This is a genomic window from Paenibacillus cookii (assembly GCF_018333375.1).
Taxonomy (GTDB): domain Bacteria; phylum Bacillota; class Bacilli; order Paenibacillales; family Paenibacillaceae; genus Paenibacillus_AQ; species Paenibacillus_AQ cookii.
The window spans coordinates 26,838-48,628 of the sequence record NZ_BORW01000037.1 but is presented as its reverse complement, the minus strand read 5'-3'; the positions used below and the strand labels follow the sequence as shown (position 1 = coordinate 48,628).

Here is a 21,791-nt window from a genome sequence, read left to right as displayed (position 1 = left end):
GTGAAAGAGGCAAATTACACTGAGCCTGAACAATTTATTGTCAGGCTAGCGTCTTTAGGCGCAGTTTGGCAACAGGGGGTTATACCCCAAGTGCAAACCACCCGTTGGACGGGTGGTTATGATTTTTTTTGGATTATGTAAGCCTAATGATACGTCACCCTAAGGTTAAAAGTATCCATACCTGCTTGATCGATAAAAATGCGGCACGTTTTCCCCGCCCCTTTTTTCTGCCATGCTTGATTTCAGGGCAAATACGGCGGATACTAACTTCAGGAGGTGCCGAAAATGGAAAAAGGACGCACGCCTGAAAGCGGCGGCTATGAAGGCATCGTGCTTGTCGATGGAGTCTGTCATTTGTGCCAGGGATTAACCCGTTTTATCATTGAGCGCGACCCGAAGGCAAAGTTCCGCTTCGCATCCTTGCAATCCGGGATCGGGGCCGAGCTGCTGGTCAAAGGCGGTTTGCCCGCAGGCGAGGTGGATACCGTGGTTCTGATCGAAAAGGGGCGCTATTATGTCCGTTCGGAGGCGGTGCTGCGAATCGCCCGGCAATTGAAAATGCCTTGGCCGCTGCTGTATATATTTGTGGCCGTACCAAAGCCCATCCGGGATCGCCTGTACCGTTATGTCGCCCGGAACCGCTACCGCTGGTTCGGCAAGGAGGAGCAGTGTTTGCTCCCGACGCCCGAGTTGAAAAAACGGTTTTTATAGGGAAAGCGCGAGTACTCTTTATCCAAGATATGTCGATAATTTACACATTTTGTATTGTAATTCAATTCAGGATATGGTAAATTCCTAATTAAGTCATGATCAATTTAGGATAGACGAGCTTAATATGAAGCCGATAACGGAAGCACCGTTTGACAGCCGCCTTTGCGGTTGTTCAACGGTGCTTTTTTATGTCTTGGAATGGGGGATGCGAAGGTTTATGGTGCCGTATACGGTGGTCGTTGCCGTCAAAGAGCCGCAGTACTTGGAGCCGCTGCTCCATTACGTGCATGCGAGCGAATACGGAAGCAAATTGCGGATGATCGGTTTTACGAAACAGGAGGCTTTTTTGGAGTTCATGAACGGAGAAGAGCGTCCCGATTTGGTCGTCGGGGACCGGGATATGCTTGAGACTTGGATGGAAGGGGGCAAAACCTGCTCCTGGAAGGTTCTCGGAACGGGCGGCGGCCCGCCTCATGAGATAGCGAAATTTCAGGCGCTTCCCGAATTATGCGAAGCATTGCTTCAGGCCTGTTCCAAGGAAGGAATGCCGGCGGGAAAGGCGGCTCGGAAAGGGGACGGGGCTGTTACGATCGGCTTTGTGTCCGCGGTCGGAGGCAGCGGGAAAACGACGGCAGCGGTCAATATGGCGAAACAGCTTGGCGGATTGGGATGTTCCGTGTTTTACCTGAATCTGGAGGCGATGAACAGCAGCGCCGTTTTTCCCAGGCCCAACCGCAAAGCGGAGGACGCCCAAGGCCTGCCGCGCCTGCTGTACGAGATGAAGGCGGCGCAAGAAAGCAAAAACCCGGCGCCGATTCCGATCGAACCGTTTTCGGTAAAACATCCGGCGATGAAGTGCGATTGGTTCGAGCCGGTATCGAACCGCAACGAAATTCTTCAACTGAGTAAAGCCGACGTACTGAACCTGATCGAACGAATCGCGGCCTGCGGGAGTTACGACGTCGTCATCGCCGATACCGATTCCGGAATGAATGACCGGACGTCCGCCGTCCTGGAGGGGTGCGAGCATTTGGTCTGGATTTTGCTGGACGACCTTATCCATATGTATAAAAGCGGCCAGCAGCTTGCTTACATGGAACGCAGCCATCCCGAGGCATTCGGGCTTGTGGCGGGGAAAAGCCGGTTTATCGTCAACCGTTTCGCCGGCAGCTTGGCCAATACGCCCCCGGAGATCATTCGGGAGATTGACGGAGTCCTTCCTTATATACCGTCCTGGAAACAAAACCATAACGAAGAGCTGCTGCTGAGCTCGCCGATTTTTCAACGCGACATGTTGAAGCTCTGCCGGGATTTGCTCGGGGAAGAGCTGGTCAGCGGAACCGGGGTGAAGGGATATGGATGAAGAGCTTTTCAGGCAGCTGCGGGCGGAGGTCCGCTCCGGCCTGGACGTCACGTCGGCTTTGGACAACGACGAGCTGATGAAGTTCATCGAGCGGACGGTGTTCAGCCGCAGGGAGCTGCAGGATCTGACCGCGACGGAAAAAAGAAAGCTGGTCCGGCGCATATTCGATTCGTTCCGCGGGCTCGACATTTTGCAGCCGCTCGTCGATGATCCGGCGATCACGGAAATCATGGTGAACAGCCACCGGGACATTTTTATCGAGCAAAACGGCGAGGTTTCGAAGCTGCCGCTGGAATTCGAGTCCCGGACGAGGCTGGAGGACATCATTCAGACGATCGTGTCCGGCGTGAACCGGGTCGTCAATGAATCGTCGCCGATCGTGGATGCCAGGCTGAAGGACGGCTCCCGCGTCAATATCGTCCTGCCCCCGATCGCGCTCAAAGGTCCGACCATGACGATCCGGAAGTTTCCGGAAAAACCGATGACGATGGACGATTTGACGAGGCGGGGGGCGCTCGGCGAGGAAGCTTCGTTGTTTCTGCAAAAGCTGGTTGCCGGCAAGTACAACATTTTTATCAGCGGCGGCACGGGTTCGGGGAAAACGACCTTCTTGAACGCTTTGTCCCAGTTTATCCCTGGGGACGAGCGCGTGATCACGATCGAGGATTCGGCCGAGCTGCAGATCGTGACCGTGCCGAACCTCGTATCGCTGGAGACCCGCAACGCCAACACGGAGGGACGGGGAGAAATATCGATCCGGGACCTGATCCGGTCTTCGCTGCGGATGCGGCCGAACCGGATCGTCGTCGGGGAGGTGCGCGGCGGCGAAGCCCTGGACATGCTGCAGGCCATGAACACCGGCCATGACGGGTCTTTATCCACCGGGCACGCGAACAGCACGCGCGACATGATCAGCCGGCTGGAGACGATGGTGTTGAGCGGAGCGGAGCTGCCCATCGCCGTCGTTCGGCAGCAGATCGCCTCGGCAATCGATGTTTTCGTCCATCTAAGCAGGCTGCGCGACCGGTCGCGGCGGGTCATGGAAATCAGCGAGGTGGCCGGCCTGGAAAATGGCGAGGTTGTCCTTCATACGCTGTACAAGTTCAGGGAAACCGGAGAAAAGGACGGAAGGATCATTGGGGAGCTGGAGCCCCAGGGACCGCTGCTGAACCAGGACAAGCTGAAAATGGCCGGCATCCGTTATGACCCGCCGGCGTCGAAGGAGGCTGTCGTATGAAAACCGGACATGCGTTCAAAGGGCGCGGCCGCCAGGGACACGCCGGGAGCGGGAGCATGCTGCGCCGGAGCCGCCGTCCCCCCAAAGCAAAGCCTGAAGGGCATAAGCAGCTGCCTGACTACAGCGTCTATGTTTTAAGCCCGTTAGAGCGGATAATGTGCGTCATCTCCGGAGCCGTCTTGTTTTTTGGCATCGGATACCTGTTTTATCATCAGTGGCTGATGGCGCTTGTGCTTTCGACGGGCGGCCTGCTTGTTCCCCGATTCTGGAGGAAACATATGCTGCAGCGGAGGCGCGCGGCATTAAACCTGCATTTTAAGCAGGCCCTTTATTCGCTTTCCTCCTCGCTGTCAGCCGGACGATCCGTGGAGAACGGCTTTCGGGAGGCGATTTCCGACTTGCGGATGCTCGATCCGGACGCCGAAAACGATTTGATTACGGAGCTGTCCATCATTTGCGCCCGCTTGGAATATGGGGAGCCGATCGAAGACGCGCTTAGGGATTTCAGCCGCAGGGCCTCCATGGAGGACATCACGAATTTCGCGGATGTATTCATCACTTGCAAACGGACGGGGGGAGACCTGGTGGAAGTCATCCGGAGAACCTCCTCCATCATCGGCGAAAAGCTGGACATTCAGCAGGAAATCGCCGTTCTCGTGGCCCAGAAAAAATTCGAGTCGAAGGCGCTCCTCGCCGCGCCCATCCTCATGCTGGTGTTCATGAACCTGACCTCGGGCGATTACATGAAGCCGATGTTCGGGGGCATGGGGATGGTCATATCGACGTTTGCGCTGCTTGGGCTTGCGGGCTGTTTATTATGGATTATCAAAATTATGAACATCAAAATTTGAGCGGGGTGAGGATGTGGAGCTGATTGCGGTCGTGATGCTGGTTCTGCTGGCGGGTGGTTGGGTGGTGCTGAACCGGATCGGCGGCGCGAAATACCGGAGCGTGATGAAGCTGCATATGGAGGGGCTGCGGCTTAAGAGGTTGGCTCCCCCGATGCTGTATGTTGTGGAGCGATTGAAGCTGATGTCCCGTTTCCCGCTGTTTTTCTTCAAAATTCAGCGCTCGATCCAAAAGCTGAACGGCCAGCGCTACAGCGCCGAATTGACGCTGTTATACGCCGGGGAAATGATGGCTTACGGCTGGCTGCTGCTTATGCTGGGCTGCTTGCTGACGCTCGCCATGAAAGACGCCGCGGGGCTGGCGATCGGCGGGGCGATGGGCGTGCTGGTGCCGGCGGCCATGATCAAGGACATGCACGGCAAGGTCGTCAAGCGCGACCAGGACATTTTGACGGAGCTTCCGGAACTGCTGAACAAAATCGTGCTGCTGGTCGGAGCCGGCGAAACGGTCCAAAAGGCGATCAGCCACTGCGTGGAGCAGAAAAAGCAGCAGGTTCATCATCCGCTCTACCGCGAGCTGATCAAGATGAAGGATGACCTCGAAGGGGGATACTCCTTTCAGCAGTCCTTCGAAAACTTCAGCAAACGCTGCGCCGTTCAGGAGGTTTCGATTTTTACGACGACCGTCCTGCTCAATTTCAGGCGGGGCGGGAGCGACTTCGTGCTGGCATTGACCGATTTGTCCCGGGTTCTGTGGGAGAAACGGAAGGCCATTACGCGGACCCGGGGAGAACAGGCGTCTTCCAAGCTGATCTTTCCGATGGTCGTCATTTTTATGATTGTGATTGTGCTTGTCGGAACGCCTGCTTTTATGATGATGAATTTGTAGGAGGAATGAAGGTATGTGGATGCTTGCTTGGAGCAAAGCCAAACATTTTTGGAAACAGGAAGACGGACTCGGAATGCTCGAAATGATCTTGATCATTGCGGTGATTATCATCATCGCCTTGTTGTTCCGAAAAGAGCTGCTTCGGATCGTGCAACGGCTGTTAACGAAAGTGGACAAAAAAAGCGATGAAGTTTTTTCGGATAGCTAAACCTCTCAAAGGCAGCGAGGGGAGTTTCACCGTCGAAGCTTCCCTCGTGCTTCCGATCGTCCTGTTTGTCACGATGACGCTCGTATTTTTTTGCCTGTACGTGTATCAGCAGAGCTTTTTGCACCAGACCGCGTCCGCCGTCGCGGAGCGGGCGGCTTACAGCTGGGACAACAGCCACAAGCAAGCAGCCACCGGCCAGGTCGGGAAAGGACAATACGATTCCTTGTATTGGAGGCTGAGCGAAGACGGGATGCTTGGGGCGTTGTTTGGCTGGACCGGGATAACGGAGAATACGGAAACCGTTCCCATGCCGGGGGGAAATGGGGCGGGAGGCAGCCTTCCTGTCATCAAAATGAACCATTCCGGAAGCATGGTCCCGCCTGAAATGAAAGGCGAGATCAGCTACAAAAACACGATCGTGCAGCGGACGGTGAGGGTAGACCTGACTCGCATGCTGTCCCTCCCGCCGCTGGATACCCTGCTGAAAGACGGTTCGGATGCGAGCAGCTTTGGCAATTCCGCTGTCGTCGAACCCGTCGAATTCATTCGTACGGTTGATTTAATGAGATATTATGCTTCGAAATTCAAAGGTACAAGGGAAGACGCCAAAACCGATCCGGGCAGCGCCGCGGAGGTGCTGAATCAATTCAGGTCTTCGGGCAGGTAGCGGAAAGAGGGGATAAGGTGTGTTTGCTGGAAGGCGGACGGAAAACGGTTCGGTTTCCGTATTTTTAATCATGATTCTTGCTTTTATATTTGCGTTCGTCGCTCTTTTTATCGATTATGCGCGCATCGCGGCGATGAAGGTTCAAACCGAACGGTTGGCGCATGCGGCGGTTCGTTCCGTCATGTCTTCCTATGACGTGGAGCTGCAGGAACGGTACGGTTTATTTGCCTACGGGGAACAGAGCGGGGACCAGATTATGGCCGGCGTGTTGAGCAGCAGTTTGGAAAAGGGGAAAAGGAGCGACCGGTTCGATTTGCTGCCGATGGAGCTGGACAGTTCCGGCCTGCAGATGGAAAGGATGCTCGGCGAATACGACATTTTCAACCGCCAAATCGGGGAGGAAATGAAGTATAAGGCGCCAATCGATTTTACGCTTGAGATTGCCGGGAAAATGAAGCCGTTGTCTTCTTCGATGAAAGAGGCTTCCGACACGGTCGACGTGCTGCGCAAGCTGCAAAAGCTGTACGACAAACGTGAGGCCGCGCTGGACCGGATGCTGGACAAGCAAAGACAGGCGGCGCAAAGCGCAAACGGCATACCGGGCATGCTCATGGGCGTGTATTCCTCCTCCATTTCCAATGAGTCTCTCGGATCCTCGCGGGTGAGCGCTGCAGCAGGGATTGCTGCCCAATACGATGATTACGTCGCCAAGGCGAATGAAGACGCGAACCGCGGCGAGGATGAGGAGCCGCAGTACAGCGACGAGATCCGGGATTATTTGACGGATTCGTCGGACGTGACGTCCCGGCTTGGCAGCAAGCATCGTTCGGCGGCGAACAGCCACGGCAAGCTTTTGCAGGAGGCCGATCTGGCATGGCAGGAGGCATCCGAACTGAACGAAAAGATGAAAGAAGTCATCGCGGCTTCCGAAAACCGCTCCGAAAGCGCAGGTTACGACGCGGTTTCGCGAAGCGTCATTCCGGGGCATACGGCCGGAATCAACGGGGATGACGCGGCGACGATCCGCGGCTTGCGCGGACAAACCGACCAGCTTTTGCTGAGCGAAAGCCTGCTGGGGGATTTGAAGCAAGAGATCAGCCGCCAGCGGGACGAGTTCCGGCAGGCGGACCAAAGCCTTTCGTCGGCACGGTCCGAGCTGGCCGGGGCATCCGGGCTTTACGGCAGCTCAAGCAGCATGAAAAGCGCGGTCATTGCGGCCCGAGGGGTGATCGACGGCTATTTGCGGGCCTACGCCGAGTCGGGTTCCGCGAACAGGCTGGACCAGGAAGCGGCGGTGATCGAGCAGCACCGCGGTTCGGATAAAGAGCGGAAGGAAAAGGAAAAACAGGGCAAGGCCAAATTGAAAGAGGCAGCGAATATTTTGGAACGGATCAACGAGCTGGATCAAAAGGCAAAGTCTTATAGGAAAGAATACGACACGCTGCAAACCTATTACGGCGAAAGCATCGAATTTAACAAGCAAGCTGCCGAGGGGGAAACCAAGGGAGCCGACCTTGACGACGATCCTTACGATGCAGGGAAGTCGGCGATGAACGGAATGGACGGGTTGTACGGAGCGCTGGGGGGCATGATGTCCGGGGTCAAGGACGAATTGCTGCAAAACGAATATGCGGCCATGTACTTTAATCATTTTGATATCAGCCGTCTGAAGGAGGCGGCGTCCGATCCGAAGGCGGGTTTGGGAGACGCGGTCGCGGACCAGCTAAGCGTCAAAAACCAAGAATTGGAGTACATCGTATACGGGTTTCATAACCCCGTAGGCAACGTTTCGGCGGCCTATGCCGAAATCTTCGCGTCCAGGCTGGCGATCCGTACGATGGAAGGGCTGGTCAAAAACAGCGGCCTCGGCCATCCGCTGCTTGTGCTCGCCGCTGCTCTGCTCTACGGCATCGAAATGGCGATGGCTGACATGATCACGCTGTGTACGACGGGATCCGTAGAACTGTCCAGCTACATCAAAGCGAAATTGACGTACCGCGACCATTTGCGTCTTTTTTTACTCCTGCACAGCAACAATCAGAAAAAAATGTCGCGCATGTTAGCGCTGATCCGTTTCAATACGGGAATCAACCCCGCGGAAAGAGCCACTTACGCTTCGGGAGAGGTGAAGATGGGCATGAGACTGTGGTTTCTCCCCGGCGTGATGAAATGGGTCGGATATGCCGGCGGCAGTCCGGATAAGGTGGAAGGAAACCGATATTATGCGGTCAAACAAGCGGATTATTCTTATTAACCGAATGCGGGCGAATTTCGGGGAAGGATGCCCCCGACCCGGCGGCACCGAGCAGGGAAGCATGGTCGTCGAGGCATCCCTGGTGATGCCGATGTTTATCTTCTTTGTCCTTTTCCTGATTTATATCGTGCAGATGACGCTGGTTTCTACGGCGCTGCAAAGCACGGTTAGCGATACCGTCAAAATGGTATCCACCCATATGTACCCGGTTGCGTTGGCCATTGAGCCCAAAAAGCCCGGGGATAACGAAGACGGCAAGAAACCTGCCGGCAGCTGGAGCATCCCGAAGCTTTCTTTAAGCGATTGGGCCGCCCAATACACGGATACGCTGCCGGCTCCCTTGAACGAATGGATGGCGGACGCGGCCGCCAGGGCGGACGAACCGCTTCAGGATTTGAAAAACCAGGCGGCGGAGGCCGTCCTTGACCCGGTCATAAAGCCGATTCTTAAGCCGTACATGGAAAGCCGGCTGCTTGACTATGAGCGCATCCATGTATCGAACATTCAAATTCCGAATTTGCGGACCCGCACGGATCCTTATTTCGGGATCGAAGTCAGCTATGAGTTGCCGATGAAGGTGCCGCTTCTGAATAAAAAAATCATAATCCAGGCGAAAGCCCAGGAACGGTTGTGGATTGGGGAAACGGAAGAGAACGCGGGCAAAGGGGACGAGTCCGGATCCGAAGGATCGGCGGTACAAATTATTGAAAAACCGGACCCTGCCTACGTCGGCAAAAAAGCAAAAGTGCGCGTCAAAATCCAACCCGGGGCGTCGGCCAACCTTTCCGTTTTTTATAAAAGCGGACAAAGCACGGCCAAATACCTCGGGGATCAACAAGCGGATGCGGAAGGGTATGTCGAATGGGAGTGGTTCGTCGGAACCAATACCACGCCGGGCACGTGGCCGTTTGTCATTACGACCTCGGACGGGAAAAGGACCGAGGTGATGTTTACGGTTGTTAAAGGATGAGCCCGGGCGCAAAGATGTCTGCTTGAAGTCTCAGAGCGCCGGGCGCGTCGTGAAAGAAAAGGAGGTTCGGACATGGCTTTTTGGATTTGGGGGTGCGCGCTGATCATCATCTCGGCATTCGTCACGGATATTCGCACGATGAAAATTCCGAATTGGTTAACGCTGTCGGCGATGCTTAGCGGGATTCTGATCCACTTCGCAGCGGATGGTTTCCAGGGACTGTTGTTTTCGGTCAAAGGACTTGGAACGGGGTTCGTGCTGCTTCTGCTGATGCATATGATGGGGGCGGTCGGCGCCGGAGACGTCAAGCTGTTTGGAGGGATCGGCGCATGGCTGGGGACGCTGTTAACCATCCAGTGCATCGTTTATTCGGTGCTATGCGCCGGATTCATCGGTATTCTGATTTTATTGTGGAGACGCGAGACCATGCAAAGAATGCGGAATGTGGCACGCAATTTGGCCGGGTTTTTTATATTGAGGAATTTCCGGTCCCTGACGGCAGGCAAGGAGAAGCAGCTGCGTTTTCCGTTTATGCTTGCGGTGCTTCCCGGTTATGTTGCGGCCAGCGTCTATACACTCGGTTAGAGGTGAACAGGAATGATGGGTTTGTCGCGCGATTTTATGCAGCAGGGCGGAACCTATATGGTATTGTCGGACTCATCCGGCATCGCTTCGGACGAACTGAGCAAGGTAGAGGTGGCGATGATCGGGGCTTCGCGGATCCCGCGCTTATTGCCCCTCCATGTCAAAGAAGTCGATCTTCGGGTTACGCTTTGGTACGACATCACGGAAAAAAAGATGTTGTCCCATATGCTGAAAAGCGAAAAAATCAACATGACCGAATATTACGCTTTGCTGCTGCAGGTGGCCGAGGCGTTGGAAGACAGCGCGCTTTACATGCTGCAGCCGCTCAAATACGTGTTGGACGAAGACTATATTTTCGTGCACGGGTCGCTGCAGGAAGGGACGCTTTACCTGACCTACGTTCCGCTTGACCGGACGGAAGGCTTGAAGCCGGTCCAAGACGCCTTGAAGGAGCTGGTCACCCGGTTCATGGCATCTGTAACCGAACTGAGCGGCAGCGGAGTGCAGCAGCTGCTGCAGTATACGGCATCCGAGGATTTTTCCCCGGGAGGATTTAAAAAGCTGCTCCTGGGTCTTCTCTCTAAGGAAGGCGATGTCCGGATTCAAGCAGGCGCGAACAATCATGCTCCTCCTGCCGCCAGGAAACGGGACCGGATGCAGGAAGCTCCCCGCATTGAGGATGCGGGCCGTTGGGAAGCAGATGAACCCGCGGCGATAAATGGGGGGACCTTTCCTTGGCAACGTCCCGGAGCCGTTTCCCAGATGCAGGAAAAACCGGTGAGCCCCGTGAGAGAGCGGGGGTTACGCAGGGACTCGGCGAGCCTTTCGGCGGCGCGAAGCGGGTTGCAGGCCGAAGCTGCCATGCCTGGCGAGGATCTCTTGAGCTCGAAGCTTCATCCGGCCGGCCGGAACGTTGATGCGCTGCCCGATTTCTTGAAAAGCTGGAACGGTGGTGACCTGGAAACGGAACCGGAAGCGGCTGAAAACGTTGATGAGGCGGCGCAGAAATCCGCCTCCGCGCGCAAAACCTACATCGCGCTTGGCTGCCTGCTGGCCGCGGCGGTTGTTTGGAGGATGATTTATATGCCGGATCCGGGCAACGGGACGATGATCCTATGCGCCATATTGACCGTGATTTTGGGAGGCGTCGCTACTCTGAGCTGGATGGGCAAACTCTTCGCGCCCACATATGCCGCGGCGGATTCCGCTTCGTTCGAAGCGCTGCCCGATTTCGGCTCCGCCGAGCTTTCCGCCGAACCGAACCTTCGTCAGGGCCGTTCCCGTTTTGAAATTGAACGGTTTACGGGATTTTTGAGAGGCGGGAGAAAAAACAAAGAAGAGGCTTTCGTCCAAGCGGACAAGGATCCGGAGCCGGCGTGGAAGTGGAAATTCCCTCCGCAGGATGCCGTGCAAGACCGCGACGGCAACCGTGAAATGAGGACAAGAGAGAGCGGCGCTGGAGCCGTGGGCATTACGGGGCTCCCGCATCGCCGGGAAGGATGGAACCGGGCCGAAGATCATGTGCCGCTGCGTTTTCCGGATACAGACGAGGGGGAGGGGGACGGCGGCATTGGCCTAAAAACGGAAACTCTGCAGCCTGGAAAAGGAGCCGGCGCTACCGTGCTCTTAAGTCCACTCCCCTCGTCGGGTCGGGAAAGCCATACCCCCGTGTCCTCCCCTCCTTTGGGCTATCTGCTTCGGGAAAGCGATGGAGGAGGGGCAGCCGAAAGGATCGAGCTAAGGCAGCAGCATTTTGTTATCGGCAGGTCCGAAGAGGTATCGCAGTATGTCGAGCGCTCCGTAGGAACATCGCGTGCGCATGTGGAATTAAGCCGGAGCGAAGACGGAAGGTTTTTGATCAAGGATCTCGGCTCGAAAAACGGAACGAGGCTCAAAGGGGAAGAGATGGTGCCTTATAAGGAATATCCGCTGCAGGACGGGGATACGTTCGTGATCGTCAAAGGACGTTATACGTTCCGATCCGCTTGATGCTCCTCCATTAATTGACGCAGAGCCTGTTCCAAGGTCGGATATTCGAAGCGGAAACCTTGCGAGAGCAGCTTTTCCGGGATCACCCGCTGACCTTCCAGCAGCATGAGGGAGAGTTCGCCCAGAACGGCCCGTATCATAAACGGCGGCACCGGAAACCAATGCGGGCGTCGGTAGATCCGGCCGACCGTTTGCCCGAACCGGTTGTTGGTGACGGGCTCCGGAGCCGTTGCGTTTACCGGCCCCCGCAATTCCGGATGGAGGACGCAGTACTCGATCAGGCGAACCATATCCTGCACATGGATCCATGGGACCCATTGTTTGCCGCTGCCGATCCGGCCGCCGAAACCGAGCATATACGGCAGCTTCATGAGCGGAAACGCTCCGCCGTCATTCCCTAGCACCACTCCCGTCCGGAGTTTGACCAAACGAACGCCCTGAATTTCGTCGGCGGCATCTTCCCATTCCTGGACGACGGAGGAAGGAAAATCGACGACGCGGCGTTCGCTGTCCTCACGGAAAGTTTCGGTAAGCGATGTGCCATAGATGGCGACCGCTGAACCTAGGACGACGACCGCCGGCTTCTCGCGCAACGCTTGAACGAGTTTGGCGACGGCATGGACGGTGGCCAGGCGCGACTCGATAATGTTTTGCTTGGCTTTTGGCGTCCAGCGCTGATTTAGCGAAGCCCCGGCCAAATTTATGATCGCTTCGGTGCCTTCGAGAAGATCCGGGGCGGTTTTGAGCTGATCCCAGGTCAGGTATCGCACGCCAGCTTGGGCATCAGCCGGCTTTTTTCGGGAAATGAGGGTGACTTCGCATCCTTGTCCCACCAGATGCGCCGTCAGCGCTTTCCCGATGAACCCCGTTCCGCCGCCAATGGCTATGTTCCTCAATTTGATCACCTTCTTATCTGGTTCTCGGAATGCAAAAGCCCCCGGGCATGGGATCCAATTGACGAAATGATTCATTTCTTCAAGAGTGATGCTCCTGCCCGGGGGCTTGTTTCGCTAGTATCTCGTAACCTACTTTTGCATCAAATGCTCGTACGGCTTGTAGTCGATCTGGTTTTTGTTCAGAAAAGCGACGAGGAACTTGTTGTCCCTTTTTGGCGTCGCGGAGATGTACCCTTTAATGCAATGGTCGCGGGTCACTTCCGCGGCTCCCTCTTCCAAAGCGATTCTGCCGATTTCGGCGGCGATGGAATGTTTGGCGATGTCCCGGAACGGTCCGGGAACGGGCTTGACCAGTTTTTCCAAAAATGCCTTGGATTCGTCCGTCCAAAGATGGCGGCTGGATTCGACCCAATGGTTCTGCCAATCGAGCTTGGACTTGCCGTCGTTTTTCGGCAGGACCTTCAAAAATTTCCGGATCATGAAATATCCGCCGATCATCATCAAAACGAGCAGGATGACGGCCCATAACATGATGGAATCCATGAACATATCGGAAGGCATGGACGAGGACAGCAGCCTCACGCCCCATGTACTGTGCATGCGGTTCACCTCTACACTAATCTTCGATTTCATTTTACCTTCTTAGAATTATAACCCATTCCTAGATTTATTTCAGCATTCACGATAAAATAAGGTTTAATTCGAATGAGGGGGATGGATTATGCTAAAAATCGGTTCTCATGTGTCCTTTTCGGACAAGGGCCTGTTAAGCGCAACCAACGAAGCCAACAGCTATGGATCGAGCTCGTTTATGATATATACAGGCGCACCGCAAAATACGCGCCGCAAACCGATCGAATCGATGTATCTCGAAGAAGGCAAGCAATTAATGAAGGAGAGCGGCTTTGAGGAAATCGTCGTTCACGCGCCTTACATTATCAACCTTGGATCTTACAAGCCGAATACGTTCGAGCTTGCGGTCAGCTTCCTGCAGGAGGAAATCCGCCGCACGCACGCCATCGGCGTGAAGAATATCGTCCTCCATCCGGGAGCGTATACCGACAAAGACCCGGAATACGGCATTCAGCGGATCGCCGACGGCCTGAACGAGGTGCTGAACGGAACCGATGAGACGGAAGTCCACATCGCCCTCGAAACGATGGCCGGCAAAGGGACGGAAATGGGACGGACCTTCGAGGAAATCGCCCGCATGATCGAGAAGGTGGAAAAAAACGACCGCCTCACGATCTGCATGGATACATGCCATATCCACGACGCCGGTTACGATATCGTCAACGACCTGGACGGCGTCCTTGAAGAGTTTGACCGCATCGTCGGACTGGACCGCATCGGGGTCGTGCATATCAATGACAGCAAAAACCCGCGCGGAGCCGGGAAGGACCGTCATGCCCCGATCGGTTCCGGATGGATCGGTTTCGATACGATTCATTCCGTCGTGCATCATGAGAAGCTGGCCGGCAGACCGTTTATCCTGGAAACGCCTTGGATCGGCAAAGACGCCAAAACGCAGCGTCCGATGTACGAAATCGAAATCGCGCTTTTGCGCGGCAGCGTATCCGAGCGTTTCGGCGGCGATTTTATGAATCAGGTGGAGGATCTGCACTCGTTTTTCGCGAAGCAGGACATCCAGCCAAGCCAATACGTCCTGGACGTATGGACGCTGCTCAAAAACGATGCCAAAGCGAAAAAAGCCGATTCCCGGGAGCCTTTGGAACGCTTATACGACATGATCGCCGAAGCGAACCTGTTCCCGGATCTCAGCGAGGAGCAAATCAACCAACGGCTTATCGCCTGCCTCGCCGGCAAAGAAGCGTTGAAGTAACCGGCGGGCCAAGAAACGTTGGAACCAAAAGAAGATTATAGAGAGAACGAGGAGGAGCAGAAGCTTCATGGAACTACACGTCAAGAAAAATGCATCCAGTACATCCCAAGCACATGCCAACCGCGCGCGGATGCTGATCTCCTGTCCGGACGGACCGGGAATCGTCGCGGCCGTATCGCATTTCCTGCATCAACACGGGGCGAATATCGTTCAGTCCGACCAATATTCGATGGACCCGGAAGGCGGCATGTTTTTTATGCGGGTCGAATTCGACCTGCCGGATTTGCAGCAGCGGCTGCCCGAGCTTGAAAAAGAGTTTGCGGCCGTAGCGGCGAAGTTCAGCATGCAATGGAAGATATACGACGTTAACCGCAAGAAAAAACTCGCCATTTTCGTTTCCAAAGAGGACCATTGCCTGGTCGAGCTGCTGTGGCAGTGGCAGGCCGGCGATTTGGACGCCGACATCGCGATGGTGGTGAGCAACCATCCGGACATGAAGGAATACGTGGAGTCGTTCGGCATCCCGTACCATCACATTCCGGTGACGCCCGATACGAAAAAAGAAGCCGAGCAACGGCAGCTTGAAGTGGTCGGCAGCGATATCGACGTCATCATTTTGGCGCGGTACATGCAGATCATTTCGCCGTCCTTCATCGAACATTACCGGAACCGGATCATTAATATCCACCATTCCTTCCTCCCGGCGTTTGTCGGAGGCAAGCCTTACGCCCAAGCTTATGAGCGCGGCGTCAAAATCATCGGGGCAACCGCCCATTACGTCACGGAAGTGCTGGACGGCGGCCCGATCATCGAGCAGGACGTGCAGCGCGTCAGCCACCGCGACAATGTCGGCGAATTGAAGCGGATCGGCCGGACCATCGAACGAGTCGTTCTGGCGAGAGCCGTCAAATGGCATATCGAAGACCGGATTTTGGTGCATGAAAACAAAACGGTCGTATTTAACGGCTAAACCTTCGTCTTATATCGTCAAAACCATATTCACCTACAAAAAAGTCTGCTTCGCATGGAAGCAGGCTTTTTTTATACATCCCGAATCCGAAGGGCCTTTGCTGCGGGGGAGTTGCCTTCCGAACCCCATGTATGGCGCATCCCAACGGGATTCGGAGGATTCCAGCCGGCCTTTTTCTCTCGAATTTTGACGATCGGGCAGGAAATTTCTTAGAAAATTTTAAAAATATTGAAGTGAAACGGCAAAAAAATGCGTCTTTATTATGAGGGCAATTTTGCCAGTGCAGATAAAAACCATTTCAACCCATGAGAAGAGAGGAGCGGAAATATTGTTTTTCACGACACGTGATAAAAAGCGGACAAGGTTTCCTTTATGGGCGATCGCGCTTTTGCTGCTGCTTCCGCTGGTATCTGGCGGAGGTGCGGTACACGCCGATGACAAGCCGTCCATCGCCCTGAAAAGCGAAGCAGGTTACGGAGGAACGATCAAAGAGGGGACATGGAATCCGCTCAAACTGACTCTGACGAGCAACCGGGACCTTTCCGGGGATATCGTGTTCCAAGTGACGCAGGACCGTTACGGGAACAGCCCGGCGTCCTATATTCAGCATGTCGAACTGCCGAAGGATACGGCGAAAGAGGTCGTTTTGGCGATTCCGGGGCAGCAATACGACAAAAACAATAACGAAATCCGTTTTTATGAAGGATCCGTAAACAAAGGAAATCTTGTCGGTTTTTCGTCCGGGAAAAGTTATGTTTCCGGAGCCGGCATGAATCCGACGAACGTCGCCGTCCTGTCGGAAGATCCGGATGCGATGAATTTTCTGACCCTCCTGCCGAGCGGCAATTCCAAAGTGAGCGTGCTTCACATGAAGCAGCAGGACGTGCCTGGCGATCCAATGCTGATGGACGGCTTGGACGTGATCGTATTGAACCGCTTCGCATCCGACTCCCTGACTCCTGCCCAGGTGGGGGCGATCGAGCAGTGGGTCAGAACGGGAGGCAAGCTGGTGCTTGGAGGCGGCGCGGCTTATCCGAAAACGGCTGCCCCTTTTGCCGCGATTTCGCCCGTCGAATATAAAGGCACCTTCAGCGTTGCAGCATTGCCCGAACTGGAAAAGCTCGGGGCGTACAAGCAAGGAAACGGCAAAGGCAGTCCCGGCAAACTGATTTTGGACGGGGAGCTGACATTGGCTGACGTCCAGCTGGCGAAAGGAGCGACGGTGCTGTATTCGACCGCGGGGAAACCGCTGTTTGCCAGCAGGCAGATCGAAAACGGTCGGGTGCTGTATGCCGCTTACGATTTAGCCCAGGAGCCGGTCGCTTCTTGGCCCGGCCATCCGTTTGCATGGTCCGCCCTGCTTGGCAATGAGCTGCAAAAAAACAACATGAAAGCGATGACCGGAAATTACAGTCCGCTGATGAACCTGAGCTATATTTTGAACTTTTTCCCTACCCTTAAAATGCCGTCGTTCAACGTTCTCGCCTGGCTGATCGCGGTTTACGCCATTGTGGTTGCCCCTTTGCTTTATTGGCTGCTGAAAAAGGCGGACAAGCGGGAATGGGCATGGTGGATCATCCCGCTCATTGCGGTGGTTGCCAGCGGTACGGTGTACATGATCGGCGCTTCGGACAAAACAAAGGAGCTTGCGCACACGTTCAACGTCGTCGAGCTGGACGGCAGCGGGCTGGGGAAGGTCAAAAGCGCAACCGCGTTTTTCTCCCCGGGCAGCGGCGATTACCGACTGGAGCTTCCCGCTAACACGTACGTAAAAATCCAACGGGACGGAGGGGCATTTTCCGGGGCGGACAGCAGCCGCAATCTGGTCGAGGTCGGACCGAAAAGCACGGAAGTCCAGCTGCTCGATATGCCGCAGTGGTCCCTCGCCAAGCTTTGGGTGGAACAACGCCGCCAAAACGAAGGTTTAGGGCAGCTGAAAGTGAACCTGTTCATCAACGATAAGGGCAATATCGACGGAAACGTCGCAAACACGACCAACACGAACTTGAAGAACGCCGCTCTCGTCGTCGGAGGGAAACTTTATACGCTGGGGGATTTGGAGCAAGGCAAAACCGTCTCCCTGGCATCGGTCCAAAACGTGCAAACGGCCCGGAACGGCATGCTCAGCGTGGCGCTGTTCCAGGGATATCCGAACGGCAACGACCCTTACGTCCGGGAGAGAGGGCTGGTGGATAATTACCTTCAAGGTTCGGCCTGGACATCCCAGGATGCCTATGTGCTGGCGTTCAGCAACGATAAACTATTCAATTACCGCAGCGACAACCGCGAAATCGAAAGCGAACAGCTGAACCTGTGGCTGCAGCCGGTCAACGTCCACTGGATCCAAAACGGCAAATTAAACCTTCCGTTCGGCTTCATTGCGCCTGTCGTCAATCAGATCTCGGCGCCGGGGTGGTACGAAGAACCAAACGGAATCAGCCATATCGAGCAAGGAAACGTTACGTTCGATTACGACGTTCCGGATTTGAAAAAGATGGCGGGCGGCGTCCTCAAGCTGCGGAGCAAAAATGCGGGCAAGCAAACGGAATATCATATCTTCAATTACAAAAAGCAGGATTGGGAACTCATCCAATGGGATACCTCCAAGCAGTGGAGCGCAGCGAATCCGAACGGCCAGTATGCTTCGCAAGGACGGATCCGCATGAAGGTGACGGCCAAAGCGGCAACGGAGCTGATTCTGCCCGAGCTTGCGGTAGAGGGGGCGGTCAAACCATGATCGACATTCAACATTTAAGCAAAAGGTACGGCAACTTTGCCGCCTTAAAAGATATCAATCTGCATATTCCCGAAGGGACGGTGTTCGGTTTCGTCGGTCCCAACGGGGCCGGAAAATCGACGACCATGGCGATTTTGGCGACGTTGATGCTGCCGACTTCGGGCGTGGCCCGAGTGGACGGCTTCGACGTCACCCGGCATCCGAAAGAGGTCCGCAAACGGATCGGGTATATGCCGGATTTCTTCGGCGTATACGACCAGCTTAAAACGACGGAATATTTGCATTTCTACGGGGCGAGCTACAACATTCCGCGCACCGAACGCGAAAAGCTCATTCCGCAGCTGCTGGAGCTCGTCAACTTGAGCGACAAACGCGACGTCTACGTCGATGGCCTGTCGCGGGGGATGAAACAGCGTTTATGCCTCGCGCGCTGCCTGATCCATGATCCCAAGGTGCTTATTTTGGACGAGCCGGCTTCCGGGCTCGACCCCCGGGCCAGAATCGAGATGCGCGAAATTCTGAAGGAACTGAAGCAGATGGGCAAAACGATCATCATTTCCTCGCATATTTTGCCGGAGCTGGCGGAGATGGTGGACGAGATCGGCGTCATCGAGCACGGGGAAATGGTGGCGCAGGGCAGGGTGGCCGACATCCAGGCACGCCTCCGCGTCAAAAAAGTGCTCCACGTCCGCGTCATGGAACGCCAGGAAGAACTGGCCGCGCGTTTGCAGGACGAAGCCATGGTCTCGGCGGTGCTGTCCGACAATACGGGCGTCCACGTCCATTTCGGCGGCGGAGACCTGGAGCAGGTACAACTGCTGCAAAAGATCATCTCCTGGGGATTTGCCGTCATATCCTTCCATGAAGCGCAAACCAACCTGGAGGACGTATTCCTCGAAATCACCAAAGGAGGGCCTGCCGAATGAACTGGAGCCGCAAATGGATCAACCCGGTGCTCGACAAGGAATTCCGCTTGCGCATGCGGACCCCGCGGTCGGCGATTTCCCTGCTGGCATACGTTTTGGTGCTTGGGATGATCGCGCTTGGCTACATTTATGTTTCGCTTTATCTTGGCCGGCAGGGGAACCATGCCTTTAATTCGGGCGCCGGCCGCATGATGTTTTACGTGCTGAGTTTTGCCCAGCTCGTCCTGATCGCGTTTATGGCCCCGGCGCTGACGGCCGGCGTCATCAGCGGCGAGCGGGAAAAGCAGACGCTGAGCATGCTGCTGACGACGCAGCAAAGCTCGTCCACGATCATCCTGAGCAAGCTGTTTTCTTCCTTGAGCTTTATGACGCTGATTGTCGTGGCGACCATGCCCATTTACAGCATCGTGTTTCTGTACGGAGGCATTTCGCTGAAACAAATGATCTATATTTTCTTGTTCTACCTGTTTGTCATGCTGCTGCTGGGTTCGCTCGGGGTGATGTTTTCGACCTTGTTCAAGCGAACGATGATTTCCGTCATTGTCACGTACGGCGTCGGTTTGTGCATATTTCTGATGACGGGACTGCTTTATTTGTTCGTGATGAGCATCGTGCAGCGCAATTATTTTTCGATGCCGACGACGGCAACGGGGCCGACGTACTCTTTTGTCGGTTACATTCTTGGGCTGAACCCGGCAGGGGCGCTGATCAGCTTGTTTGAGCCCGGCTTTTCGAAGGGGGCGTTTCTCGTCCGGAACGGCAATCTCAATTCCGACGCCCCGATCCAGCTGTGGCAGGAATTTTTGTTGGTGTACAGCGTGGTCATCATCGGATCGTTGTGGATCAGCATCCGCAAAATCCGACCGGTGGCGAAACGCAAGCTTAGAAAGGGGACGTACGACGCGCCTTCCGTCGAAACGGGTGCAAGCGATCCCTCTTGAGACCTGGACGTTTTAAGGGAAGGGCAGACCTGCTTTAGAAGCATCGAACGTTCGTGGCGACAACGCGCGACGTTAAAGGAGGTACACGGGTGGACGCCATTCGCAAATCCATCGGCAAAACAAAATTTCGGCTGCAGCAGTTCCGTTTTTTGCGCTGTTCTTTATACGGGATCGCCGCAGGACTGTCGGGCGCCTTGCTGATTCTGCTCGTGGCCCGGCTGTGGCCGGTTCCGTCTTATCGCATTCTGGCGCTGGCCGCTGCGATCCTCGGCCTGGCAGCCGGGATGGCATGGGGGCTTGCGCACCGCGTGAAGGACCGCGAGGCCGCGGAGGCCATGGATGCGGCGACCGGCGGAGCCGAGCGGACCGACATGATGGTCACGGCGCTTTCTTTTGCCGGTTCCGACGCTCCGGCGGCCGTTTGGCAGCGAAAGCAAGCGGAAGCTTACGGGAACCGTTTCGTTTCCCAGCTGAGCCGCAGGCTGCCGTTTCCAAGCCATAAAAAAATCGCGATCGCGGCCAGCCTGCTGTTCATCGGGACGATCGCGCTTTCGCTGCTGCCAAGCCCGATGGACGCCAAACTTGCCGAAGCGGACCGCCGCAAGGAATGGGTTCAGGATCAGAAAAAGAAAACCGAGGAGCTGGTGCAGCAGCTTCAGACGCAAAAACTCGATCCTTCCGTGAAAAAACCGCTGGCAGATCGGCTCCAATCGCTGCAACAAAAGCTGGATGGACAAAAGGATCCGGAAAAAGCGTTGGCCGAGCTCGAAAAAACGATGAAGGAAATGGAAAAAACGGCGGCCAAACAGGAAGCGGCCGTGCGGAACGTCAAGGAACTCGGGAAAAAGATGCAAAACGCTCCGAACATGTCCTCTTTAGGGAAAAGCCTGGCGGATGGGCAAGCGGAGAACCTGGAAAAATCGATGGAACGATTCAAGCAGGAAGTGAAGCGGCTTTCGAAGGAGCAAAAAGAGCAGCTCCGGGAAGCATTGAACAAGCTGGCTGCCGAAGCCGATAAAAATCCCGAAACGAAGGCGTTGAAGGAAGCCTTGAAAAAGGCGGAAAAGGCCCTTGCCGAAGGGGCTAAAGACAAAGAGACGGAAGAGGCGCTGGACGAACTGGAGGCCGCGCTTGCCAAAGCGCTTGCCGCCCAAGCCCAAGCCGCGAGCCAATCGGCGGCAGCCGCCAGCCTCAGCTCGAAGCTGGCTTCGCAAGGGCTGGGCCTGGCGTCGCAAATGACCGCCTCCGGCATGGAGGTCTCGGACGCCTGGAGCAGCGGAGGAAGTGCCGAAGAGCTGGCCCTGGCCGAGGAATACGACATCAACGATGCGGAAAACGGCGGTTCGGCTTCGCGGGGAAGCAGCGGGATGCAAGGGTCGGGGCAGGGGAACGGCTCCGGCAGCGGCAGCGGTTCCGGGAGCGGTTCCGGGCCGGGAAGAAGCGCCGGCAAGGGCACGGGTCAAGGACCCGGAGCGGGGCTTGGCGCCGGGGAACAAAACTTCGTCAAAACGCCGCGCAAATTTGCGGGCAGCGGGAATAAGCAAAACGACAAAGGCCCGCTGCAAGGCCAAGGCGGAACGATCCAAAAAGGCGGCCCGGCCCCTGCCGTAGATGGAGCGAGCCGCCCGTACGAAGAAGTCTACAAGGAATACGAAGCCGAAGCGAAAAAATCGCTGGGGCGGCAGGAGCTGCCGCAGCAGATGCAGAACCTCGTCGAAAGCTATTTTACCGGGATTAATCCGAATCCGTAACGATAT

Annotated in this window: 19 protein-coding genes; 17 read left to right on the top strand and 2 right to left on the bottom strand. The window is 55.6% G+C overall.

All coding sequences use genetic code 11. From position 1 onward, the window contains the following. Positions 1 to 285: 285 nt before the first annotated feature. The 11 genes from KI367_RS23060 to KI367_RS23010 all read left to right on the top strand — a co-directional run bounded on the left by KI367_RS23060 (position 286) and on the right by KI367_RS23010 (position 11,721). Positions 286 to 711 carry a thiol-disulfide oxidoreductase DCC family protein gene (locus tag KI367_RS23060; protein ID WP_212952311.1) on the top strand — a complete coding sequence of 142 codons (426 nt, stop codon included), beginning with the start codon at positions 286 to 288 and terminating at the stop codon, positions 709 to 711. Between the two features lie 217 nt (positions 712 to 928). Further along, entirely contained in the window at positions 929 to 2,074 is a 1,146-nt protein-coding gene (locus KI367_RS23055) for a P-loop NTPase family protein (protein ID WP_212952310.1), read from the top strand. Next, positions 2,067 to 3,311 carry a TadA family conjugal transfer-associated ATPase gene (locus KI367_RS23050; RefSeq protein ID WP_212952309.1) on the top strand — a complete coding sequence of 415 codons (1,245 nt, stop codon included), beginning with the start codon at positions 2,067 to 2,069 and terminating at the stop codon, positions 3,309 to 3,311. Before KI367_RS23055 ends, KI367_RS23050 begins: the two co-directional genes overlap by 8 nt. Positions 3,312 to 3,367: 56 nt before the next feature. After that, positions 3,368 to 4,162 carry a type II secretion system F family protein gene (locus KI367_RS23045; RefSeq protein ID WP_212952313.1) on the top strand — a complete coding sequence of 265 codons (795 nt, stop codon included), beginning with the start codon at positions 3,368 to 3,370 and terminating at the stop codon, positions 4,160 to 4,162. Positions 4,163 to 4,196: 34 nt separating this feature from the next. After that, complete coding sequence (locus KI367_RS23040; protein ID WP_212952312.1) at positions 4,197 to 5,048, top strand: type II secretion system F family protein; 852 nt, start codon at positions 4,197 to 4,199, stop codon at positions 5,046 to 5,048. A gap of 13 nt (positions 5,049 to 5,061) precedes the next feature. Continuing rightward, positions 5,062 to 5,256, top strand: coding sequence for a Flp1 family type IVb pilin (locus KI367_RS23035; protein ID WP_036714770.1), 195 nt, complete (start codon positions 5,062 to 5,064; stop codon positions 5,254 to 5,256). Then, complete coding sequence (locus tag KI367_RS23030; RefSeq protein WP_212952308.1) at positions 5,234 to 5,923, top strand: TadE/TadG family type IV pilus assembly protein; 690 nt, start codon at positions 5,234 to 5,236, stop codon at positions 5,921 to 5,923. The genes KI367_RS23035 and KI367_RS23030 overlap by 23 nt, the downstream gene beginning before the upstream one ends. A 19-nt stretch (positions 5,924 to 5,942) precedes the next feature. Further along, positions 5,943 to 8,177 (top strand): TadE/TadG family type IV pilus assembly protein, encoded by a 2,235-nt coding sequence (locus KI367_RS23025; protein WP_212952307.1) that lies wholly within the window; start codon positions 5,943 to 5,945, stop codon positions 8,175 to 8,177. Next, on the top strand, positions 8,146 to 9,147 hold the full coding sequence (locus KI367_RS23020; RefSeq protein ID WP_212952306.1) for a TadE/TadG family type IV pilus assembly protein: 1,002 nt from the start codon (positions 8,146 to 8,148) through the stop codon (positions 9,145 to 9,147). The genes KI367_RS23025 and KI367_RS23020 overlap by 32 nt, the downstream gene beginning before the upstream one ends. A 72-nt stretch (positions 9,148 to 9,219) precedes the next feature. Beyond that, a complete protein-coding gene (locus tag KI367_RS23015; protein ID WP_036714773.1) occupies positions 9,220 to 9,732 on the top strand; it encodes an A24 family peptidase in 513 nt (170 codons plus the stop codon). A 12-nt stretch (positions 9,733 to 9,744) separates the two neighbouring features. Continuing rightward, positions 9,745 to 11,721: a DUF6382 domain-containing protein gene (locus tag KI367_RS23010; RefSeq protein ID WP_212952305.1), complete on the top strand. Its 1,977-nt coding sequence runs from the start codon at positions 9,745 to 9,747 to the stop codon at positions 11,719 to 11,721. Here the strand turns inward: KI367_RS23010 and KI367_RS23005 are convergent. Then, positions 11,700 to 12,617, bottom strand: a complete 918-nt coding sequence (locus tag KI367_RS23005) for a TIGR01777 family oxidoreductase (RefSeq protein ID WP_246537216.1) — start codon at positions 12,615 to 12,617, stop codon at positions 11,700 to 11,702. The two genes, KI367_RS23010 and KI367_RS23005, sit on opposite strands and share 22 nt — an antisense overlap. 129 nt (positions 12,618 to 12,746) lie before the next feature. Beyond that, positions 12,747 to 13,217 carry a DUF2621 family protein gene (locus KI367_RS23000; RefSeq protein WP_036714776.1) on the bottom strand — a complete coding sequence of 157 codons (471 nt, stop codon included), beginning with the start codon at positions 13,215 to 13,217 and terminating at the stop codon, positions 12,747 to 12,749. 121 nt (positions 13,218 to 13,338) lie between these two features. On the opposite strand from KI367_RS23000, the gene KI367_RS22995 reads away from it, so the two are divergent. The 6 genes from KI367_RS22995 (at position 13,339) to KI367_RS22970 (ending at position 21,785) form a co-directional block, all read left to right on the top strand. After that, a complete protein-coding gene (locus KI367_RS22995; RefSeq protein WP_212952303.1) occupies positions 13,339 to 14,460 on the top strand; it encodes a deoxyribonuclease IV in 1,122 nt (373 codons plus the stop codon). 67 nt (positions 14,461 to 14,527) lie between these two features. Next, a complete protein-coding gene (purU, locus tag KI367_RS22990; RefSeq protein WP_036714779.1) occupies positions 14,528 to 15,430 on the top strand; it encodes a formyltetrahydrofolate deformylase in 903 nt (300 codons plus the stop codon). Between the two features lie 328 nt (positions 15,431 to 15,758). Further along, entirely contained in the window at positions 15,759 to 18,167 is a 2,409-nt protein-coding gene (locus KI367_RS22985; RefSeq protein ID WP_212952302.1) for a DUF8725 domain-containing protein, read from the top strand. After that, positions 18,164 to 19,093: an ABC transporter ATP-binding protein gene (locus KI367_RS22980; RefSeq protein WP_212952301.1), complete on the top strand. Its 930-nt coding sequence runs from the start codon at positions 18,164 to 18,166 to the stop codon at positions 19,091 to 19,093. The genes KI367_RS22985 and KI367_RS22980 overlap by 4 nt, the downstream gene beginning before the upstream one ends. Beyond that, positions 19,090 to 20,034, top strand: a complete 945-nt coding sequence (locus KI367_RS22975) for an ABC transporter permease (protein ID WP_212952300.1) — start codon at positions 19,090 to 19,092, stop codon at positions 20,032 to 20,034. Before KI367_RS22980 ends, KI367_RS22975 begins: the two co-directional genes overlap by 4 nt. Positions 20,035 to 20,123: 89 nt before the next feature. After that, positions 20,124 to 21,785, top strand: a complete 1,662-nt coding sequence (locus KI367_RS22970; RefSeq protein WP_212952299.1) for a DUF8809 domain-containing protein — start codon at positions 20,124 to 20,126, stop codon at positions 21,783 to 21,785. Positions 21,786 to 21,791 lie beyond the last annotated feature (6 nt).